Below are 18,479 nucleotides of genomic sequence, written 5' to 3' on the forward strand. Positions count from 1 at the left end.
GGAAAAATTGGCCCGACTCGGGGCTTAACTCAATCGAGCTTGCCGTGGCAGTGCTTGTATTTCTTGCCACTGCCACAAGGACAGGGGTCGTTGCGGCCGACTCGCGGCACTTCGACCACCGCGGCACCACCCTCGCGCACCAACTCTGCGTCGCCGGTCTCATTGGGTGCGGAGTAGGTCACGTTAGCGATTTTCTCCGCCCGGTCCTCCAGCTGCTGAGCGGCCTCGCTCACCTGCTCGGGAGACTGCACGCGCACATTCATCAGAATGCGCGTCACGTCGTTTTTGACGCTGTCGAGCAACTGACCAAACAGCACAAAGGCTTCGCGCTTGTACTCCTGCTTGGGCTGCTTCTGCGCATAGCCGCGAAGGTGAATACCCTGGCGCAGGTAATCGAGCGCAGACAGGTGCTCACGCCACTGGCCGTCGATGGTCTGCAACAGCACGACGCGCTCGAAGTTAGTAAAGTTGTCTTCGCCCACTTGGGCGACCTTCGCATCGAAGACCACCTTGGCCGCTGCGATCACGCGCTCGGCGATCTCTTCGGCGTCGATGGACTCGGCATCGGACACCCAGGAGGCCACCGGCACGTCGACCGCCCACTCTTCGCGCAGCACCTTTTCAAGCCCAGGCAGATCCCATTGCTCTTCCACACTGCCCTCTGGCACAAACTGGTGCACAAGGTCTAAAAAGCAGCCTTCGCGCAGCGCATCGATCTGCGCCCGCAGGCTTTGCGCGTCCAGAATGTCGTTGCGCTGCTGGTAGATCACCTTGCGCTGATCGTTCGACACATCGTCGTACTCCAGCAGCTGTTTGCGCACATCAAAATTGCGGGCCTCCACCTTGCGCTGGGCACTTTCGATGCTGCGCGTGACGATGCCTGCCTCGATGGCCTCGCCCTCGGGCATCTTCAGCCGCTCCATGATGGCGCGCACTTTGTCGCCCGCGAAGATGCGCATCAGCGAGTCGTCCAGGCTCAGATAAAAGCGAGAGGAGCCAGGGTCACCCTGGCGCCCTGAGCGACCTCGCAGCTGGTTGTCGATGCGCCGACTTTCGTGGCGCTCGGTCGCGATGATGCGCAGGCCACCCAGGGCCTTGACCTTGTCGTGATCCTGCTGCCACTGGTGGCGCAACTCATCGGCGCGCCGGGCACGGGTGACGTCGTCGATCGACACGTCACTCTCAATCGCAGCCAGCATCTTTTCCAGGTTGCCACCCAGTACGATGTCGGTGCCGCGACCCGCCATGTTGGTCGCGATGGTGATGGCTCCAGGTCGGCCAGCCTGCACGATGATGTCGGCCTCGCGCGCATGCTGCTTCGCGTTGAGCACCTCATGCGGCAACTTCTCGGCTGTCAGTAGCTCGGCAATGATTTCGGAGTTTTCGATCGACGAGGTACCCACCAGCACGGGTTGACCGCGCTCCTGGCATTCTCGGATGTCCTCGATGGCCGCGGCGTATTTTTCTTTGGTGGTCTTGTAGACGCGATCGAGCTGGTCGGTGCGCTTGCTCGGTCGGTTGGGCGGGATCACCACCGTCTGCAGACCGTAGATTTCCTGGAACTCGTAGGCCTCGGTATCGGCCGTGCCGGTCATGCCCGAGAGCTTCTTATAAAGGCGGAAGTAGTTCTGGAACGTGATGGAAGCCAGCGTCTGGTTCTCGGGCTGGATCGCCACACCTTCCTTGGCTTCGACGGCCTGATGCAGGCCATCGCTCCAGCGGCGACCCGTCATCAGGCGCCCGGTAAATTCGTCAACGATCACGATCTCGCCACCCTGATTCACATAGTGCTGGTCTCGATGGTAGAGGTGGTGCGCCTTGAGCGAGGTCACGAGGTGGTGCATCAGCGCGATATTGGCCGGGTCGTAGAGCGACGCGCCTTCGGGCAGCAGCCCTGCCTGTGCAAGCAGCGCCTCCGCCTTTTCATGGCCTTGTTCGGTCATGTGAATGGTGTGCGCCTTCTCGTCCACCGTGAAATCGCCTGCTTTGATCACGCCCTCGCCAGTGCGCGGGTCAGCCTCGCCTTCCTGCCGCACCAGATTGGGAATCAAGGCCTTGATCGCCATGTAGACCTGTGTCTGGTCTTCGGCCTGCCCGCTGATGATGAGCGGCGTGCGCGCTTCATCGATCAGGATCGAGTCGACTTCGTCGACGATGGCGAAGTTCAGTCCGCGCTGCACCCGGTCGCCTGCCTCGTAAACCATGTTGTCGCGCAGGTAGTCGAAGCCGTATTCGTTGTTGGTGCCGTAGGTGATGTCGGCTTGGTAAGCAGCTTGTTTTTCCTCGCGGGGGGCCTGTGGCAGGTTGATGCCGACAGTGAGACCCAAAAAGTTGTAAAGCCGGCCCATCCACTGCGCGTCTCGGCTGGCAAGGTAGTCGTTGACTGTCACCACATGCACACCCTGACCCGTCAGCGCATTAAGGTAGACCGGCAGCGTCGCTGTGAGCGTCTTGCCCTCGCCAGTGCGCATTTCGGCCACTTTGCCGTTGTGCAACGCCAGACCACCTACGAGCTGCACGTCGAAGTGGCGCATTTTCATCACGCGCTTGCTGCCTTCGCGCACCACCGCAAAAGCTTCTGGCAGCAAAGCATCGAGCGTCTCGCCGTCGGCGATGCGGCGTTTGAATGCCTCAGTCTGCCCTCTCAGCTCGTCATCGCTGAGCATCTCAAACTTGGCTTCAAGGGAATTGATGCGCTCGACGGTCTTGCGGTAGGTTTTGAGCAAACGATCGTTGCTGCTACCGAAAATCTTGGTGAGTATGTTTGTGGCCATGCGGTCGGGCCTGAGCCGGGCGCAACAAGCGTCGGACAGACAGATAAGGTGGAGTGCGCCAGCGCACGAAACAAACCCGCTAGCAGGCGGTCAGCCGGCACGTGCGGACGTTTGCTCAGCACTCAAGAGCAAAGCCGACATTTTACCCGCCGGGCAACGTCCAAATTCGAGCCGCGTCAGCTCAGCGCTTGCGAGTGACCGCGGCGGCCGTCAGCGCTTCGCCCGCGGCGAGGAAAGGTCGCGGATCTTGCGGCACGCCGGAGACCAACACCTCGAAGTGCAGGTGGGGGCCGGTGGATCTCCCAGTAGAGCCAACTTTGGCGATTTTCTGCCCCCGCTTGACAATGTCGCCGGTCTTGACCAGCACCTCCGACGCATGGGCATACCGGGTGATTAGGTCGTTGCCGTGGTCGACTTCGACCAGGTTGCCATAGGCATGGTGGTACTCCTGAATGACCACGACGCCCCCTGCAGCGGCCAAGATAGGGGTCCCGGTATCGGCCGGAAAGTCCAGCCCGGTGTGCAGAGCCGAGCGGCCGGTGATGGGATCGATGCGAAAGCCGAATGGCGAGCCGATGCGCCCTCCCTGCACCGGCTCCTCAGTGGGCACCAGGCTGCTGCGGATTTTTTGGTCAAACAGGCGTGACTCTACGGCGGTTAGCCAGTCCACGCGGGAGTGGGTGCTCAGGTCCAGTGCATCCATCTCACCCTGCAGTTCAGCCATGCTGAGGGTTCGGTCCCCCACCAGCACACCGCCAGATCCGGGCGCCTCGGGAGCCTTCATCTGCTCTGGCTTCAAACCGGCGAGGCCACCGACCCGCTCTCCGAGCGAATCGATCTGCATCATGCGCGCCTGCATCTCACCCAGTTTGCGCGCCATGGCATCCAGGTTCTCCCGCATGTAGAGCTCTTTGGAGTCCACATCCCCCTGAGTGACAATGCGCGCCACCGAGCTGAAGCCAGGCCAGCCCTGTCGCACACCTTCGAGAAACACCCAGTGGTAGGTCGCCACCGAGCCGAACATCAGCAACACCGAGCCCAACAAGCCGGCGCCGATCAGCTTCCACCCGTTGAGGTGCAGCGCCTGGCTTCGTGCGAGCCAAGCATCCGTGATAATAATGTGCACGATTGACCTTTCCTGTTGGCCCGGCTTGTCGGCCGAGCACTGCATTCATGAGCACAGCATCCCGCCCACCCCTCATGCTCAGCCTGGAGCAGGCGGTGGATGCGGCGCCGTCGCTGGCTGCCTTGCAGCAGCGCATTCGAGATTCCCAGCGCTATCTGGATCTGGTCAAGCATCTGCTACCGGTTTCAATGCGCCCACACGTCCACGCGGGCCCGGTACATGACACCGAATGGTGCCTGCTGGTGGCCAGCGCAGCAGCGTCGACCAAGCTGCGGCAGCTTGTTCCCAGCTTGCAGCAGGTTTTGACCCAAAACGGAGCGCAGGTTAGCTCAATTCGGATCAAAGTCCAAGCCAAAGGGCGATGAGCGGACGCCTCAGGAGATGCCCGGAAACAGGCCAAATGCTCATCAAAAGCCCTTGGTGCCGCTTATCTGACTCGAACAGATGACCTATCGCTTACAAGGCGATTGCTCTACCAACTGAGCTAAAGCGGCGCGCTTCGACCCAAATTTTACTTGACCCGCCTCAGCTGAGGCCGACGACCACCGCGCGGCGGCCCCCCTGGGGGCGGTGGCTCATCGGGGTTGTGGGGCGGAGCCTCGGATGTGGGGTCGTTGGGTACTGCGTGCAGGCCACCGCGCTCGGGGGCCTCGGTGGATGAGGCGTCAGGAGCTGTAGGCGCCGCATCGACGACAGGTGCTGTCGCGCCGGTCGCAGCGGGCGCCGGGAACGCCATGCCCTGACCATTCTCACGAGCGTAGATCGCGATCACATGATCGATCGGGACCACGATGTCGCGCGACACCCCACCAAAACGGGCCTTGAATTCGATGAAGTCGTTGCCCAAGCGCAGCGAGGTGGTGGCATCGAAACTCACGTTGAGCACGATTTCACCGTTCTTGACGAACTCCATTGGCACCTGTACCGAGCTGTCCACCTGCACGGCGATGTAGGGCGAAAAGCCGTTATCCGAACACCACTCGTGCAGAGCCCTCACCAGATAAGGGCGGGTGGAGGGAGCGTCTTGCATCGCTGGGGTCATGGTCGAACAAGCTCTGAACACGAGGCCCAGCATTCGGTGCCGGGCCGGGACCTCACTTGCGCATCACCTTTTCCGAGGGTGTGAGCGCTTCGATGTAGGCCGGACGAGAGAAGATGCGCTCGGCGTACTTGAGCAGAGGAGCTGCGTTCTTGCTGAGCTCAATGCCGTAGAAGTCCAGGCGCCAGAGCAAGGGGGCGATCGCCACGTCCAGCATGGAGAAGTTGTCGCCCAGCATGAACTTGTTCTTCAGGAACACCGGGGCGAGCTGGGTCAGGCGGTCGCGGATGTGCGAACGGGCCTTCTCCAACGCCTTCTCATTGCCCTTGGCGCTCCGCGCCTCCAGCAGCGAGACGTGGGCAAACAGCTCTTTTTCGAAATTGAGCAGAAACAGCCGCACGCGAGCCCGATCCACCGGGTCACCGGGCATCAGCTGCGGATGCGGGAAACGCTCGTCGATGTACTCGTTGATGATGTTGGACTCATACAGGATCAGATCGCGCTCAACCAGGATCGGCACCTGGCCGTAGGGATTCATCACGCTGATGTCCTCGGGCTTGTTGTAGAGGTCCACATCGCGGATTTCAAAATCCATGCCTTTTTCAAACAGCACGAAGCGGCAGCGATGCGAATATGGGCAGGTGGTACCCGAGTACAAAACCATCATGAAAGGGTCTCCTTGAATGCAAAAACAGTGGATGACTGTCACACCGGGTCGGTGCTGCCATCCACTGTGGAATCGACGGCCGTTAGCCGGGGGCCATGTTCCCCGGCCGACGCCAGTCGGTTACTTGATGTCTTTCCAGAACGCAGCGTTCAGGCGCCAGGCGACCAAGGTGAACGCGGCCAGAAAGAGCATGACCCAGACGCCAAGGCGCACCCGACTGTTCTGCGCAGGCTCGCTCATCCACTGCATGAAGGCGACAAGATCGCCCACGTTCTGGTCGTACTGGGCAGGTGTCATGGTACCCGGCTTCACTTGCTCCCAGCCCCGCAAAACCTCAACCTCGTGCCCATGGCTCTCCACCTTGTTGTACAGCGGGCGCTGCTCGCCCTGCAGTTCCCACAGCGGGTTGGGCATGGCCGTCAGCGGGAAGGCCTTGTTGTTCCAGCCAGTGGGGGTGGTCGCATCGCGGTAGTAGGTGCGCAGGAAGGTGTAGAGGTAGTCAGGTCCCGAATGGCTGCCAATGGCGGCGCGGGAACGCGCCACCAGGGTCAGGTCAGGTGGGTTCTTGCCGAAGTAGGCCTTGGCGTCGGTCGGGCTCATGGCCACCTTCATCGTGTCGCCAATCTTGTCGGTGGTGAAGGTGAGGTTCTCGGCGATCTGCTTGTCGGTCAGGCCGATGTCGCGCAGGCGGTTGAAGCGCATGAACGACGCCGAGTGGCAATTCAGACAGTAATTCACGAACAGCTTGGCACCGTTTTGCAGCGCCGACATGTCGTTCGTGCGCTGCGGCGCCTTGTCCATGGGAATGCTGGCGCCCGCTGCCCAGGCCGTGCCCGACAGGCCAAAGGCCAGCGCGAGGCCCAAAATCATTTTTTTCATTGCGATGACTCTCTCGGATTGGCTCTGGCGCGCTCAGTGCGGCTGGAAGGTGACGCGGGTGGGCACAGTCTTGAATTCGCCCAGACGGCTCCACCACGGCATCAACAGGAAGAACCCGAAATAGAACAGGGTACCGACCTGCGAAACCCGCTCGCCAATCGGCGACGGCGGCAGCACGCCCAGGTAGCCCAGGATCAGGAAGTTGATAACAAACAGCGCATAAAGCCATTTGTTCCAGCTCGGGCGGTAGCGGATCGACTTCACCGGGCTGTTGTCAAGCCAAGGCAGGAAGAACAGGATGACCACACCACCACCCATGGCCACCACACCCCAGAATTTGGGATCGATGCTCAGCATCATGGCCACCAGCGCCAGCGCACCGCCCACCACCGCGCCCTTCATCAAGGCACTCAGCTGGGTTTTGATCACGCCCAGGAACGCGGCCAATACCACGCAGGCAATCAGCGCATACATCATCTCGCCAGTGACCGCACGCAGAATCGAATAGAACGGCGTGAAGTACCAGACCGGTGCGATGTGCAGCGGCGTGACCAGCGGATCGGCCGGGATGAAGTTGTTGTATTCGAGGAAGAAACCGCCGAACTCGGGCGCAAAGAACACGATCGCCGAGAACACCATCAGGAACACAGAAACCCCGAGGATGTCGTGCACGCTGTAATAGGGGTGAAACGGGATGCCGTCAAGCGGAATGCCCTTGTCGTCCTTGAGCGCCTTGATTTCCACGCCATCGGGGTTGTTGGAGCCCACTTCGTGCAGGGCGATGATGTGGGCCACCACCAGACCCAGCAGCACCAGCGGCACGGCTATCACATGGAAGCTGAAAAAGCGGTTGAGCGTTGCATCACCCACCACGAAGTCGCCTCGGATCAGCAGAGCCAGATCCGGGCCCACGAAGGGAATCGCTGAAAACAGGTTCACGATCACCTGCGCACCCCAATAAGACATCTGGCCCCACGGCAACAGATATCCCATAAAGGCTTCGGCCATCAACACCAGGAAAATGGCGCAACCAAAGACCCAGACCAGCTCACGCGGCTTGCGGTAGGACCCGTAGATCAGGCCCCGGAACATATGCAGGTAGACCACCACGAAGAACGCGGAAGCACCGGTGGAGTGCATGTAACGGATCAACCAGCCCCAGGGCACATCGCGCATGATGTACTCGACAGACGCAAACGCCACCGGCACGCCAGCAGCGTTGAGGTTGGCGTCAGGCTTGTAGTGCATGACCAGGAAAATGCCGGTCACAATCTGGATCACCAGCACCAGAAGGGCCAACGAACCGAAAAAATACCAGAAGTTGAAGTTCTTGGGGGCGTAGTACTCAGCCAGGTGTTCGTTGTAGAGCTTGGAGAGCGGGAACCGATTGTCGATCCAGTTCAGCGCTTTCTCTGCCACGGGCGCGTCGGGCGAAACTTCTTTGAATTGAGCCATGGGAGGGATGCCTCGGGTCGGAATGATCAGGCCTTGTCTTCGCCCACCAGCAAGGTGGTGTCAGACAGGTACACATGTGGGGGCACTTCAAGGTTGTCAGGCGCCGGCTTGTTCTTAAAAACGCGGCCTGCCAGATCAAACGTGGAGCCGTGACAGGCGCAAAGGAAACCACCTGGCCAGTCATCTGGCAACGACGGCTGGGCACCGGGGGTGAACTTGTCGCCAGGAGAGCAGCCCAGATGGGTGCAAATACCCACAGCCACCAACACGTCGGGCTTGATCGAACGGTGTGTGTTCTTGGCGTATGCGGGCGTCGGATAGGCGGTGCGGTCGGACTTAGGGTCGGCAAGTTCCGCGTCGTGCTTGGGCAACTCGGCCAGTTGCTCGGGCGTGCGGCGCATGATCCACACAGGCTTGCCGCGCCATTCCACCACGCGTTTTTCACCGGGCTGCAGGGTTGAAATATCCACCTCAACCGCAGCACCTGCGGCCTTGGCCTTTTCGGAGGGCTGGAAACTGCTCACGAACGGCACGGCCACCGCAGCGGCGCCGACGCCGCCCATGGCGGCAGAGGTGATCAGCCAGGTGCGACGGCTGCTGTCGACCTTGCTATCGACGGTTGCTTCACTCATGGGGGAACTTTCAGAAACGGATCATTACTTGGGGCAACCCTGAATTCTACCGGAGGGTGCAAGGCTCACATGCGCTTGACGGAGCAATCGACTGGGCTTTTGGGATATGCGAGCGCGCTCACGACAACCCGCGGGCAAAGCCGCACCTTCACCACCGCGTGTCAGGCTCCTGTAATACTTTAGAACCGTGTGACAATCCTCGCCAGCGCTTAGGTGCGCCGAATCTGCCCGCCACCATCCAGCGCCGACTGTCCATCCCAAAACACCCGGAGGCCTCCCATGGGAATGATGCAAGAGTTCAAGGAATTTGCCGTCAAAGGCAATGTGATCGACCTGGCGGTCGGTGTGATCATCGGTGGCGCCTTTGGCAAGATCGTGGGCTCCCTCGTCGAGGATGTCATCATGCCCATCGCTGGAGCCATCTTCGGTAGCCTGGATTTCTCTAGCCTGTACGTGACCCTGGGGAGCGTGCCCGAGGGCACGGCGCCCACGCTCGCTGCGCTGAAGGAAGCAGGTGTGCCTACACTAGCGTATGGCAACTTCATCACCGTGGCCATCAATTTCATCATACTGGCCTTCATCATCTTCATGATGGTCAAACAGGTGAACCGGCTCAAGCGCGAGACCCCACCCGCCGCGCCCGCCGCGCCACCGGAAGACGTGGTACTGCTGCGCGAGATTCGCGACAGCCTGCGCAAGTAAGCCACGCGGCCATCGGGCGAGGCAACCGCTGCACCGTCACCGGGCAGCGGCTTTTTTCATTGTGCCGTGCTGAGGCTCCGGTCCGCCATCTGGATCGCGGCATCGATCGCGGCAAGCAGGCTTTCCTCGCCCGCCCGCCCAGTCCCGGCTAGATCGAAGGCCGTGCCGTGGTCGGGGCTGGTGCGGATCAGCGGCAATCCCAGTGTGGTGTTCACGCCGTGCTCCAGGCCCAGCAGCTTGACCGGGATCAGGCCCTGGTCGTGGTACATCGCCACCACCACGTCAAACGCGCCCTGCCGCGCCCGCATAAACACCGTGTCGGGGGCGTGCGGGCCGCTGGCCATCAGCCCCTCGGCCTGCGCCAGCGCGACAGCCGGTGCAATGGCATCGATTTCTTCATATCCAAATAACCCGCCCTCCCCCGCATGGGGATTGAGGCCAGCCACAGCAATGCGGGCCTGAGGCAGGCCGCAGCGCTCGAAATGCCGTGCGGTGATGCGGATGGTTTCCAGCACGCGCTCGGTGGTGACAGCCTCGATTGCATCGCGCAGGGCCACATGGATGCTCACCAGCACCGTGTGCAGCCTCGGTGCGCTGAGCATCATGCGCACCGGCATGTGGGCGACCGGCAAGCCCTGAAACTCGGCGGCCAGCGCTTGCAGCATTTCGGTATGCCCCGGATGAGGCACACCAGCTGCAGCCAGGGATTCCTTGTGAATGGGCGCGGTCACCAGGGCGGCAGCCTGCCCGGACAAAACCGCGCGGGCGCCCAATTGAATGCAGTCGGCCGCCGCCTGCCCGGCCAGCGCGCTTACCTGGCCCAGTGGCGCTGGCTCCAGCATGGTGCTGCACGGCACCACAGTCACCCTGCCAGGCAGGGCGTTGGCCAGCGCCTGCGCCAAGCCGCCCCCGGCGATGGGGACGAGCAACGACGGATCCAGCCCGACCCAACCCGCCGCACGCCTCAGGGTTGCCAGATCGCCCACCACCACCAGGCGCTTCAGCAACTCCGGACGGGTTTGCAAAGCCCGCAGCACGATCTCGGGACCAATGCCTGCTGGATCCCCCATGGTCACGACCAGCGGGAGCATGTCCTGCGCTGGCGGTGCTCGTGTGATCTCGAACACCTTCACCTCAAGCCGGGTTGGGGATGTCGATAAACTGGTGCTCTAGGCCCAGCCGGCCCGCCACCAGAGTCCCCACGGCCGGTGCGCCATAACGCTCCGACGCATGGTGGCCGCAGGCGATATAGGCCACGCCGCTCTCGCGGGCGTAGTGGGCCTGGGGCTCCGAGATTTCGCCTGTGATGAACACGTCGGCCCCGGCGGCGATGGCGGCCTCAAAGTAGCTCTGTGCGCCCCCGGTGCAAAGGGCAATGCGCTGCACCGACCGGCCTGGCTCGGCCACCAGGGTGACGTTCCGACCCAGCGCTGCTTGCACCCGGTCGGCCAGCGCCTGGGCGGTAGATGCGGTACGGTGCCCAAGAAAACCCAGTAACTGGTCGCCAAACCGTCCTTGGTCGGGCGGTAGCAAATCAATATCGAGTACCCGGGCCAGCTGGGCGTTGTTGCCCAGCGTCGGGTGCGCATCCAGCGGCAGGTGGTAAGCAAACAAGTTGATCTCATGCGAAAGCAGGCGCGAGAGGCGCTGCTTCATCCAGCCGGTCACCCTTCCATCCTGGCCGCGCCAGAAGAGGCCGTGGTGCACCAGAATGGCGTCGGCACCGGCGTCGATGGCCGCGTCGATCAACGCCAAGCTGGCGGTGACCCCGGTTACGAGCTTGCGGACCTCAGGTCGTCCTTCCACCTGCAGACCATTGGGCCCGTAGTCCTTGAAGCCTGCGGGCTGCAGCAGGTCATCCAGCGCGCCCAATACGGCTTCACGCGAAACTTTGGGCGCGGTCGAAAGAGGCGAGATGGTGGGAGACGTCATGGCGGCGGCGTGAACTAATCCAGTTCCGCACACTGCGAAACTCAGCAACCTGCCATTCTGACAGCGAGCACAACCAGAAGCGGCGGGTCATCAGACCCATATCCACCGCGTTTCAGCAACTCAGCCCTGATTGCGCTGCGACTCGTCCATCTTGCGGGTGAAGAAGCGGTAGAACCACACTACCATGCCCAGCATGAATGCGATCACGCCGATGCTGAACAAACCGTAATCGGTCGAGAAGAGATCCACAACGGCTTTCATGGCCTACTCCATTGTTGTCGTCTGTTTGCGAGACTCTCATTGGACCGCAACCAAGGCTTGAGTGCCTTGACATGCATCAAGCGCCTTGAACCCCCGCCTACCGCGACCATATGCAGGACAATGGGGATTTGGCATAGCGTCAGCCCTGCCCGACACGACATCAAACGATCATGAAACGACTCTGGCTGGTATTTGCGCAAACCGTGACTGTGCTGCTTGCGGCTTTTTTTGTGGTCGCTACGCTCAAGCCCGAGTGGCTCAACCGCAAGCCGGTGGTGGCTTCGGTGGTACCGGTGCTGGAATCCAACGGACCTGCCATTCCGTTCACTGGCAATGGCCTGCAAAGCTTCAGCGCGGCCGCCAGGCTGGCTTCGCCCGCGGTGGTCAGCATCAACACCAGCAAGGCGGCGGTCAACAACCCGGCCGCGGCAGACCCCTGGTTCCGGTTCTTTTTTGGCGAGCAAGGTCCATCGCAGCAGCAGGCCGGTCTGGGCTCGGGCGTGATCGTGAGCCCGGCGGGCTACATCCTGACCAACAACCACGTGATTGAAGAGGCCGACGAGATTGAGGTGATCCTCAACGACGGCCGCAAAGGCGTGGCCAAGGTGATCGGCACCGATCCGGAAACTGACCTGGCCATCTTGAAGGTGGAGTTGGGTGACCTGCCGGTGATCACCCTGGGCGATTCGGACAGCCTGGCGATTGGAGACCTGGTGCTGGCCATCGGCAACCCGTTTGGCGTCGGGCAGACCGTCACCAGCGGCATCGTGAGTGCGCTCGGCCGCACCCAGCTGGGTATCAACACGTTTGAGAACTTCATCCAGACCGACGCCGCTATCAACCCCGGCAACTCGGGTGGTGCCCTGGTGGACATCCAGGGCCGGCTGATGGGCATCAACACCGCGATCTACTCGCGCTCGGGCGGCTCCATGGGCATCGGTTTTGCCATCCCCACCTCCACCGCGCGCAGCGTGCTGGAAGCCATCGTGCGCGACGGCCAGGTCACCCGCGGCTGGATCGGGGTGGAGCCGCAAGACCTCACACCGGAACTGGCCGAGAGTTTTGGCATTGCCAACGGTCAGGGCGTGATCATCACAGGGGTGTTGCAGAACGGGCCAGCCGCCCAGGCCGGCATCCGTCCGGGCGACGTGATTACGCAGGTGGCGGGGCGCCAGGTGGCCAATGTGGCCCAGTTGCTTACCGCGGTAGCGGCCCTGAAACCCGGTGAGGCAGCCAGCCTGGCCATCACGCGCCGTGATGGCAACACGGTGCTGGACGTGATCCCGGGTCGGCGCACCCTACCGAATCAGACTCAAGCCCGCTGAACCACGCCGGGGCTATTTGGGCTACTCGTCGGTATCAGCCGGGGGTGCGGCGGTGTTTTTCACGAACCACTGCGCGCCCCAGATGCCCACTTCATAGAGCAGGCACATCGGCACGGCTAGCGCAAGCTGCGAAATAACGTCGGGCGGCGTGACGATGGCAGCAATCACAAACGCGACCACAATGAAGTAGCCTCGGAATTCCTTCAGCTGCTTGACCGACACCATGTTCATTTTCACCAGCAGTACCACCACAATGGGCACCTGAAACGCTAGGCCAAAGGCCAGATAGAGCGACAGAATAGCTTCCACGTACGAGGCGATGTCGGGCGTCGCCGCCACGCTGGCCGGGGTGAACTTCTGGATGAAGCCAAACATCTTGTCCAGCACGAAGAACTGCACAAAGGCTATGCCCACATAAGCTAGCAGGCTGCCCAGCGTGATCAGAGGGATAGCGAACTTTTTTTCGTGGCTATAGAGGCCTGGCGCCACAAAGGCCCAGACCTGGTACATCCACCAAGGCAGCGAAAGCAACAACGCCGCCATGGCCAGCACCTTGATGGGTACAAAAAAGGGCGAAAATACGCCCACTGCGATCAGCTTGGCGTCCGGTGGCATGTGGGCCCGGATCGGCACAGCGATAAGGTCGATCAAACCACTCGGGCCTGGCCAGAAAGCCAGGGCAGCCATGCAGATGGCCAGACCGATGACGCCATATAGAAGCCGGTCGCGCAGCTCCATCAGGTGCTGCACAAAAGGCTGCTCGCTACCGGCGAGTTCGTCGGTCGATTCTTTGGGGTCGGACATCAGCGAGGGGCGGAAGAGGAACGGGGCCGGAAGCGCGCCACCCGGGCCGCTCCCGATTGGGTACGGGTGCGCACGCCGGCACGCGCCTTGAACCACTGAGGCATGGCCTTTTGCTTGATGCGCCAGTTTTTCTTGGGATGCTTGTAGACCGGGTGGGCGTCGCTGCCGATGCTGTTCATCGCGTCGGCGCCGTATTCGTTGCCTTCCAGGCCCGCAGTAGCCTCGGACCACGATTTCTCGAAATCGTTGGCGCTGCTCTGCATTGAACCTTGCACATCGCGTGCGGCAGACTCCACCGAGTCCTTCATTTTCTTGAGCTCTTCGAGCTCCATCGAGCGGTTGACCTCGGCCTTCACATCCGACACGTAACGCTGCGCCTTGCCCAGCAAAGCGCCCACGGTGCGCGCCACCCGCGGCAGCTTTTCGGGACCGATGACGATGAGCGCCACCGCCCCAATGAGGGCGAGCTTGGAGATGCCCAGATCAATCATGTGTCGGCCATTCGAAAATCAGACAGTACAGGGCTGAGCAACGGGCCATACCCGAAGCGCGGGAGGGCCCCGGAGACCGGCTCGCTGGTCAACTCTTCTGTTTGGCCTCGACGTCGATGGTGTTCTTGTCGACGCCATTTTCATGCGCCACCTTTGCAGAGGCGCTGGGTGCAGGAGTTTCCGCACCCGATTCAGCCGACTGCCCGCCTTCTTTGATACCGTCTTTGAAACCCTTGACTGCACCGCCCAGGTCCGAGCCGATGTTCTTGAGCTTCTTGGTGCCAAAGACCATCACCACAATCAGCAGCACGATGAGCCAGTGCCAAATCGAAAAAGAACCCATGATTTACTCCAGAGGTAGGTAAGAAGCGCTTGGCGCCTTGCATTCGATTCTAAGCCCGGAGCGGAGTTCACCGTCTCGGGCAAGGTCGGCAAAAACCCGCACCGATCAAAGGTTGGGTCCGAGCGAGGCCCACAGATGCAGTCGATGCGGCCTCAGCCGCGTTGCCAGGGCCTCGGACCACCCATGATGTGCACGTGCAGGTGGTGCACTTCCTGCCCGCCTTCCATGCCGGTGTTGCACACCATGCGGAAGCCACCCTCAGGATACGGATTGCAGCCCGCCTCAGCGGCCAGTTGAGGCACCAGCACCATCATGCGCCCCATAAGACCTGCATCTTGCGGGGTGAGCTGCGCCATCGACGCGATGTGGCGTTTGGGCACAAGGAGAAAGTGGACCGGCGCCCATGGGTGGATGTCGTGAAAGGCGAACAGTTCGTCGTCTTCGTACACTTTCTGCGACGGGATCTGGCCCGCGATGATCTTGCAGAAAAGGCAGTTGGGATCGTGATCGCTCATGTTTCTCATGCGGGAGAGGTCAGGTCGGCAGCGACTGGCTGGCGTTCATGCGCACCATGCCTTTGACGATGCGGTAAAGGAACCAGATAGAGATGATGGCCCAGGCGATCGCGCCGGGCAGATAGAGCAGGAAGTACAACGGCACCGTCACCACATAAAAGAAGCCGGCCCACAACACCGTGCGGATGCGCCAGGAAAAATGGCTGGCCTGCCAGGTCCCCTCGGCATCGGACTTTTTCACCAGATCAATGATCAAGGCCACCACGAGCAGGCCCGCACCGACCTGAGCGCCCGGGATCACCGCAGCCACCGCCACGATCAGGTGCAGCAAGTAGCTGATCCAGCCCACCGTCTTGAGCGACTGGGCCTTTTCGCTGTCTATCGAGGGCACGTCAATAATGTCGTTCATGGTGTTTTCCTGTTGTTCGCTTGGGCTCATGCGCCCGATTCACGCTCCACGGCCTTGCGCAAGGCCTTCTCTTCGAGTCCGCTCAGACCTTCGCGCCGCACCAGTTCGGCCACCACATCAGCGGGCTCCTTGCCGTAATGAGCCAGCGCGATCATGCAGTGGAACCAGAGATCGGCCACTTCGTTGACCAGCTTTTGGGCATCCCCATCTCGGTCACAATCCTTGGCGGCCATGACCACTTCGGTGGCCTCTTCACCGATCTTCTTGAGAAACGCGTCCGGTCCCTTGTGCAACAAGCGAGCCACGTAACTCTTTTCCGGATCTCCGCCGCGCGCTGGCTTGCGGCTTTCGATCACCTCGGCAAGGCGGGCAAGATCATCTTGGGAGAGGGGCGACGCTGTCATTTGTAGATCGATTCTGGGTCTTTGAGCACCGGCTCCACAGCACGCCACTGCCCATTGTCATGTTGTTGGTAGAAGCAGCTGTGGCGACCGGTGTGGCAGGCGATACCGGGCTCATGTCCCTGCTGGGTGACCTTGAGCAAGACCACATCGTTGTCGCAATCCAGGCGGATTTCGTGCACCGTCTGCACGTGGCCAGACTCTTCACCCTTGAACCAAAGCTTACCGCGCGAGCGGCTGAAATAGACCGCACGACCGAGCTCGGCAGTTTTGCCCAGCGCCTCGCGGTTCATCCAGGCGAACATGAGCACGTCGCCGCTGGACGCCTCCTGCGCGATCACGGGTACCAAGCCCTGCGCATCCCACTTCACCGCGTCAAGCCAATTCATATCGGGAATCTAACATGGCCTTTGATCGTGCCGGGGAGCGGGTTGGAAACGCGGTTAGCATCGCATCATCGTCGGCCAGCTTTCTTCGAGCCAGAGCCACATGCACCGAGGAGAAAACATGAGTCTGCGCACCCTGCTGCTGGTTGCCCTGATCTTGCTGATCGCGGGCTTTGTCGCACTCAACTTCGAGGCCATCGTGCAACCCACCAGCCTCAACCTGGGTTTCTCGGAAATCCAGGCGCCGCTGGGCCTGGTGATGCTGGGCATGGTGGTGGCGGTGCTGGTGGTGTTTTTGTTGGCCCTGGTGTATTTCCAGACCAGCCACCTCATGGAGGTGCGCCGCATCACCCGCGAAGCCAGCGAGCAACGCCAGCTGGCCGACAAGGCCGAGGCATCGCGCTTCACCGAGTTGCGTGAATTCCTGCGCACCGAGATGCAGGCCACCGCCACGCGTGACGCCGAGCAGTCGAATCAGCTGATGCAGAAAATAGATGCGGTGCGCGCGGGTCTGGCCGAGACCATCGAACTCACCGGCAACGGGCTGGGCGCCAGCTTGGGCGAACTGGAAGACCGTTTCGTGCGCCAGTTCCCCCCTTCCTCCGACCGAAGCTGATGCGCTGAGGGGCGGTGTAGCGCCCTTCCCCTCGGATAGTTTCAGCGTCGTACTGGAATGCCGCGCTCGGCCATGCGCTGCTTGGCTTGAGCCACGGTGTACTCACCGTAATGAAAGATGCTGGCGGCCAGCACAGCATCTGCCCTGCCCAGCTGCACCCCATCGGCTAGGTGGTCGAGATTACCCACGCCACCCGAGGCGATCACCGGCACGCTCACCGCATCGGCTACGGTGCGGGTGAGCTCCAGATCAAAACCGGCCTTGGTGCCGTCGCGATCCATGCTGGTGAGCAGGATTTCGCCAGCCCCGTGCTCAGCCATCTGCCGGGCCCAGGCCACCGCGTCCAGGCCCGTGTTCTGGCGGCCGCCATGGCTGTAGACGTCCCAGCCTTCACCACGGTCCAGCATGTCGTTGCCGAAGCGGCGCTTGGCGTCGATGGCAACCACGATGCATTGCGAACCATACTTATCGGACACTTCACGGATGACACCCGGGTTGGCGATCGCTGCCGAGTTGAAACTGGTCTTGTCGGCACCCGCGTTGAGCAGGCGTCGCACATCCTCCACCGTGCGCACCCCGCCGCCCACCGTGAGCGGGATGAACACCTGGGAAGCAACCGCTTCAATGATGTGCAGGATGAGGTCGCGCCCGTCGCTGGTAGCGGTGATGTCGAGGAAAGTCAGCTCGTCGGCGCCCTGCTCGTTGTAGCGCGCCGCGATCTCTACAGGGTCACCCGCGTCACGCAGCTCAACAAAGTTGACGCCCTTCACGACACGGCCACCGGTCACGTCGAGGCAGGGGATGATGCGTTTGGCGAGCACAGAAAAATGTCCTAATCGAGCGGTTGCGAGGCGTGAGAGGCATCAAACCAGGTCAGCAAGGATCTGGCTCTACCAGTCCGCGGCTGAACGTCCTTTTGGGGAGTGACACCGCAGGGGGAAGCTCATTCATCCGTTGAGTTCGTCGGCCAACTGCTGGGCGGCTTCGAAATCGAGGTCGCCGCTATAGATGGAGCGGCCGCAGATCACGCCCTCGACCCCCTCCTCTTCCACCTCACAGAGGCGGCGGATGTCGTCCAGGTTCGACAGGCCGCCTGAGGCGATCACAGGGATGGTCAATGCCTGGGCCAGCTTCACCGTGGCCTCAATGTTGATGCCGCTGAGCATGCCATCGCGGCCGATGTCGGTGTAGATGATGCCTTCGACGCCGTAGTCTTCAAATTTTTTGCCCAGGTCGATCACCTCGTGACCAGTCAACTTGCTCCAGCCATCGGTAGCGACCTTGCCGTCCTTGGCGTCCAAGCCGACGATGATGTGGCCGCCAAAGGCGGTGCAGGCGTCTTGAAGGAAGCCCGGGTTCTTCACCGCCGCGGTGCCGATGATCACGTAGCGCAGGCCGGCGTCCAGGTAACGCTCGATGGTGTCCATGTCGCGGATGCCGCCGCCGAGCTGCACATCCACCTCAGCACCGATTTCCTTCAGGATGGCGCGAATCGCCTGCTCATTCTTGGGCTTGCCAGCAAAGGCGCCATTGAGGTCCACCAGGTGCACCCGGCGCGCACCCTTGTCGACCCAGCTGCGCGCCATGGCGGCCGGGTCTTCACCGAACACGGTGGATTGGTCCATGTCGCCCTGTTTGAGGCGCACGCACTGGCCGTCTTTGAGATCGATGGCAGGGATCAGCAGCATGATGGTGTGGTGGTTGAACGGAAGGCGTACAAAA

At 61.6% G+C, this 18,479-nt stretch carries 23 protein-coding genes and 1 tRNA gene; 4 read left to right on the forward strand and 20 right to left on the reverse strand.

Translation table 11 applies throughout. The features are described from left to right. Nucleotides 1–29: 29 nt before the first annotated feature. Both secA and GPT34_RS00635 read right to left on the reverse strand, forming a co-directional pair. Nucleotides 30–2,774 (reverse strand): preprotein translocase subunit SecA, encoded by a 2,745-nt coding sequence (gene secA, locus GPT34_RS00630; RefSeq protein ID WP_291008274.1) that lies wholly within the window; start codon nt 2,772–2,774, stop codon nt 30–32. A gap of 181 nt (nt 2,775–2,955) precedes the next feature. Then, nucleotides 2,956–3,900: a M23 family metallopeptidase gene (locus tag GPT34_RS00635; protein ID WP_291008277.1), complete on the reverse strand. Its 945-nt coding sequence runs from the start codon at nt 3,898–3,900 to the stop codon at nt 2,956–2,958. A gap of 74 nt (nt 3,901–3,974) precedes the next feature. Here GPT34_RS00635 and GPT34_RS00640 point away from each other — a divergent pair, with 74 nt between their 5' ends. Beyond that, a complete protein-coding gene (locus GPT34_RS00640) occupies nt 3,975–4,265 on the forward strand; it encodes a hypothetical protein (RefSeq protein ID WP_291008281.1) in 291 nt (96 codons plus the stop codon). A gap of 53 nt (nt 4,266–4,318) precedes the next feature. Here GPT34_RS00640 and GPT34_RS00645 read toward each other — a convergent pair. From GPT34_RS00645 to petA, 6 genes are all read right to left on the reverse strand, one after another. After that, a tRNA-Thr gene (locus GPT34_RS00645) sits at nt 4,319–4,394 on the reverse strand. A 17-nt stretch (nt 4,395–4,411) separates the two neighbouring features. Continuing rightward, nucleotides 4,412–4,942 (reverse strand): ClpXP protease specificity-enhancing factor, encoded by a 531-nt coding sequence (locus GPT34_RS00650; protein ID WP_291008284.1) that lies wholly within the window; start codon nt 4,940–4,942, stop codon nt 4,412–4,414. 52 nt (nt 4,943–4,994) lie between these two features. After that, on the reverse strand, nt 4,995–5,606 hold the full coding sequence (locus GPT34_RS00655) for a glutathione S-transferase N-terminal domain-containing protein (protein ID WP_291008287.1): 612 nt from the start codon (nt 5,604–5,606) through the stop codon (nt 4,995–4,997). Between the two features lie 120 nt (nt 5,607–5,726). Next, nucleotides 5,727–6,485: a cytochrome c1 gene (locus GPT34_RS00660; protein ID WP_291008290.1), complete on the reverse strand. Its 759-nt coding sequence runs from the start codon at nt 6,483–6,485 to the stop codon at nt 5,727–5,729. Nucleotides 6,486–6,518: 33 nt separating this feature from the next. Beyond that, the gene (locus GPT34_RS00665) at nt 6,519–7,940 is read right to left on the reverse strand and encodes a cytochrome bc complex cytochrome b subunit (RefSeq protein ID WP_291008293.1); all 1,422 of its coding nucleotides are present in this window, start codon (nt 7,938–7,940) and stop codon (nt 6,519–6,521) included. A gap of 26 nt (nt 7,941–7,966) precedes the next feature. Then, nucleotides 7,967–8,572: a ubiquinol-cytochrome c reductase iron-sulfur subunit gene (petA, locus tag GPT34_RS00670; RefSeq protein WP_291008296.1), complete on the reverse strand. Its 606-nt coding sequence runs from the start codon at nt 8,570–8,572 to the stop codon at nt 7,967–7,969. 279 nt (nt 8,573–8,851) lie between these two features. Here petA and mscL point away from each other — a divergent pair, with 279 nt between their 5' ends. Further along, nucleotides 8,852–9,274: a large conductance mechanosensitive channel protein MscL gene (gene mscL, locus GPT34_RS00675; RefSeq protein ID WP_291008299.1), complete on the forward strand. Its 423-nt coding sequence runs from the start codon at nt 8,852–8,854 to the stop codon at nt 9,272–9,274. 56 nt (nt 9,275–9,330) lie between these two features. On the opposite strand, the gene pdxA is transcribed toward mscL, so the two are convergent. The 3 genes from pdxA to GPT34_RS00690 all read right to left on the reverse strand — a co-directional run bounded on the left by pdxA (nt 9,331) and on the right by GPT34_RS00690 (nt 11,467). Continuing rightward, nucleotides 9,331–10,365 (reverse strand): 4-hydroxythreonine-4-phosphate dehydrogenase PdxA, encoded by a 1,035-nt coding sequence (gene pdxA / locus GPT34_RS00680; protein WP_291009000.1) that lies wholly within the window; start codon nt 10,363–10,365, stop codon nt 9,331–9,333. Nucleotides 10,366–10,408: 43 nt separating this feature from the next. Continuing rightward, entirely contained in the window at nt 10,409–11,206 is a 798-nt protein-coding gene (locus GPT34_RS00685; protein WP_291008302.1) for a Nif3-like dinuclear metal center hexameric protein, read from the reverse strand. 120 nt (nt 11,207–11,326) lie between these two features. Beyond that, nucleotides 11,327–11,467: a DUF3149 domain-containing protein gene (locus GPT34_RS00690; RefSeq protein ID WP_291008304.1), complete on the reverse strand. Its 141-nt coding sequence runs from the start codon at nt 11,465–11,467 to the stop codon at nt 11,327–11,329. Between the two features lie 170 nt (nt 11,468–11,637). Between GPT34_RS00690 and GPT34_RS00695 the strand changes: the two genes are divergently transcribed. Then, on the forward strand, nt 11,638–12,792 hold the full coding sequence (locus GPT34_RS00695) for a trypsin-like peptidase domain-containing protein (RefSeq protein ID WP_291008307.1): 1,155 nt from the start codon (nt 11,638–11,640) through the stop codon (nt 12,790–12,792). 21 nt (nt 12,793–12,813) lie between these two features. On the opposite strand, the gene tatC is transcribed toward GPT34_RS00695, so the two are convergent. The 7 genes from tatC to hisI all read right to left on the reverse strand — a co-directional run bounded on the left by tatC (nt 12,814) and on the right by hisI (nt 16,153). After that, entirely contained in the window at nt 12,814–13,596 is a 783-nt protein-coding gene (gene tatC / locus GPT34_RS00700) for a twin-arginine translocase subunit TatC (RefSeq protein ID WP_291008310.1), read from the reverse strand. After that, the gene (gene tatB / locus GPT34_RS00705) at nt 13,596–14,087 is read right to left on the reverse strand and encodes a Sec-independent protein translocase protein TatB (protein ID WP_291008313.1); all 492 of its coding nucleotides are present in this window, start codon (nt 14,085–14,087) and stop codon (nt 13,596–13,598) included. Before tatB ends, tatC begins: the two co-directional genes overlap by 1 nt. 88 nt (nt 14,088–14,175) lie before the next feature. Next, nucleotides 14,176–14,430, reverse strand: coding sequence for a Sec-independent protein translocase subunit TatA (tatA, locus tag GPT34_RS00710; RefSeq protein WP_291008315.1), 255 nt, complete (start codon nt 14,428–14,430; stop codon nt 14,176–14,178). Between the two features lie 152 nt (nt 14,431–14,582). Continuing rightward, nucleotides 14,583–14,945, reverse strand: coding sequence for a histidine triad nucleotide-binding protein (locus GPT34_RS00715; RefSeq protein ID WP_291008318.1), 363 nt, complete (start codon nt 14,943–14,945; stop codon nt 14,583–14,585). Between the two features lie 19 nt (nt 14,946–14,964). Continuing rightward, entirely contained in the window at nt 14,965–15,354 is a 390-nt protein-coding gene (locus tag GPT34_RS00720) for a hypothetical protein (protein WP_291008321.1), read from the reverse strand. A 26-nt stretch (nt 15,355–15,380) separates the two neighbouring features. Then, the gene (locus GPT34_RS00725; protein WP_291008324.1) at nt 15,381–15,758 is read right to left on the reverse strand and encodes a phosphoribosyl-ATP diphosphatase; all 378 of its coding nucleotides are present in this window, start codon (nt 15,756–15,758) and stop codon (nt 15,381–15,383) included. Then, complete coding sequence (gene hisI / locus GPT34_RS00730; RefSeq protein ID WP_291009003.1) at nt 15,755–16,153, reverse strand: phosphoribosyl-AMP cyclohydrolase; 399 nt, start codon at nt 16,151–16,153, stop codon at nt 15,755–15,757. The genes GPT34_RS00725 and hisI overlap by 4 nt, the downstream gene beginning before the upstream one ends. 109 nt (nt 16,154–16,262) lie before the next feature. On the opposite strand from hisI, the gene GPT34_RS00735 reads away from it, so the two are divergent. After that, nucleotides 16,263–16,757, forward strand: coding sequence for a lipopolysaccharide assembly protein LapA domain-containing protein (locus GPT34_RS00735; protein WP_291008327.1), 495 nt, complete (start codon nt 16,263–16,265; stop codon nt 16,755–16,757). A gap of 41 nt (nt 16,758–16,798) precedes the next feature. Here the strand turns inward: GPT34_RS00735 and hisF are convergent, their stop codons facing one another. Together hisF and hisA are read right to left on the reverse strand one after the other, a co-directional pair. After that, nucleotides 16,799–17,578 (reverse strand): imidazole glycerol phosphate synthase subunit HisF, encoded by a 780-nt coding sequence (hisF, locus tag GPT34_RS00740; protein WP_291008330.1) that lies wholly within the window; start codon nt 17,576–17,578, stop codon nt 16,799–16,801. 126 nt (nt 17,579–17,704) lie between these two features. Continuing rightward, the gene (hisA, locus tag GPT34_RS00745) at nt 17,705–18,445 is read right to left on the reverse strand and encodes a 1-(5-phosphoribosyl)-5-[(5-phosphoribosylamino)methylideneamino]imidazole-4-carboxamide isomerase (RefSeq protein WP_291008333.1); all 741 of its coding nucleotides are present in this window, start codon (nt 18,443–18,445) and stop codon (nt 17,705–17,707) included. Between the last annotated feature and the right edge of the window lie 34 nt (nt 18,446–18,479).

The sequence above is a fragment of the Hydrogenophaga sp. genome, assembly GCF_011390835.1.
Classification (GTDB): domain Bacteria; phylum Pseudomonadota; class Gammaproteobacteria; order Burkholderiales; family Burkholderiaceae_C; genus Hydrogenophaga.

Coding starts and splice junctions, on each gene's coding strand:
- secA (WP_291008274.1), bottom strand. CDS start 2,774: ATGGCCACAAACATACTCACCAAGATTTTCGGTAGCAGCAACGATCGT.
- GPT34_RS00640 (WP_291008281.1), top strand. CDS start 3,975: ATGCTCAGCCTGGAGCAGGCGGTGGATGCGGCGCCGTCGCTGGCTGCC.
- GPT34_RS00650 (WP_291008284.1), bottom strand. CDS start 4,942: ATGACCCCAGCGATGCAAGACGCTCCCTCCACCCGCCCTTATCTGGTG.
- GPT34_RS00655 (WP_291008287.1), bottom strand. CDS start 5,606: ATGATGGTTTTGTACTCGGGTACCACCTGCCCATATTCGCATCGCTGC.
- GPT34_RS00660 (WP_291008290.1), bottom strand. CDS start 6,485: ATGAAAAAAATGATTTTGGGCCTCGCGCTGGCCTTTGGCCTGTCGGGC.
- GPT34_RS00665 (WP_291008293.1), bottom strand. CDS start 7,940: ATGGCTCAATTCAAAGAAGTTTCGCCCGACGCGCCCGTGGCAGAGAAA.
- petA (WP_291008296.1), bottom strand. CDS start 8,572: ATGAGTGAAGCAACCGTCGATAGCAAGGTCGACAGCAGCCGTCGCACC.
- mscL (WP_291008299.1), top strand. CDS start 8,852: ATGGGAATGATGCAAGAGTTCAAGGAATTTGCCGTCAAAGGCAATGTG.
- pdxA (WP_291009000.1), bottom strand. CDS start 10,365: ATGCTCCCGCTGGTCGTGACCATGGGGGATCCAGCAGGCATTGGTCCC.
- GPT34_RS00685 (WP_291008302.1), bottom strand. CDS start 11,206: ATGACGTCTCCCACCATCTCGCCTCTTTCGACCGCGCCCAAAGTTTCG.
- GPT34_RS00690 (WP_291008304.1), bottom strand. CDS start 11,467: ATGAAAGCCGTTGTGGATCTCTTCTCGACCGATTACGGTTTGTTCAGC.
- GPT34_RS00695 (WP_291008307.1), top strand. CDS start 11,638: ATGAAACGACTCTGGCTGGTATTTGCGCAAACCGTGACTGTGCTGCTT.
- tatC (WP_291008310.1), bottom strand. CDS start 13,596: ATGTCCGACCCCAAAGAATCGACCGACGAACTCGCCGGTAGCGAGCAG.
- tatB (WP_291008313.1), bottom strand. CDS start 14,087: ATGATTGATCTGGGCATCTCCAAGCTCGCCCTCATTGGGGCGGTGGCG.
- tatA (WP_291008315.1), bottom strand. CDS start 14,430: ATGGGTTCTTTTTCGATTTGGCACTGGCTCATCGTGCTGCTGATTGTG.
- GPT34_RS00715 (WP_291008318.1), bottom strand. CDS start 14,945: ATGAGCGATCACGATCCCAACTGCCTTTTCTGCAAGATCATCGCGGGC.
- GPT34_RS00720 (WP_291008321.1), bottom strand. CDS start 15,354: ATGAACGACATTATTGACGTGCCCTCGATAGACAGCGAAAAGGCCCAG.
- GPT34_RS00725 (WP_291008324.1), bottom strand. CDS start 15,758: ATGACAGCGTCGCCCCTCTCCCAAGATGATCTTGCCCGCCTTGCCGAG.
- GPT34_RS00735 (WP_291008327.1), top strand. CDS start 16,263: ATGAGTCTGCGCACCCTGCTGCTGGTTGCCCTGATCTTGCTGATCGCG.
- hisA (WP_291008333.1), bottom strand. CDS start 18,445: ATGCTGCTGATCCCTGCCATCGATCTCAAAGACGGCCAGTGCGTGCGC.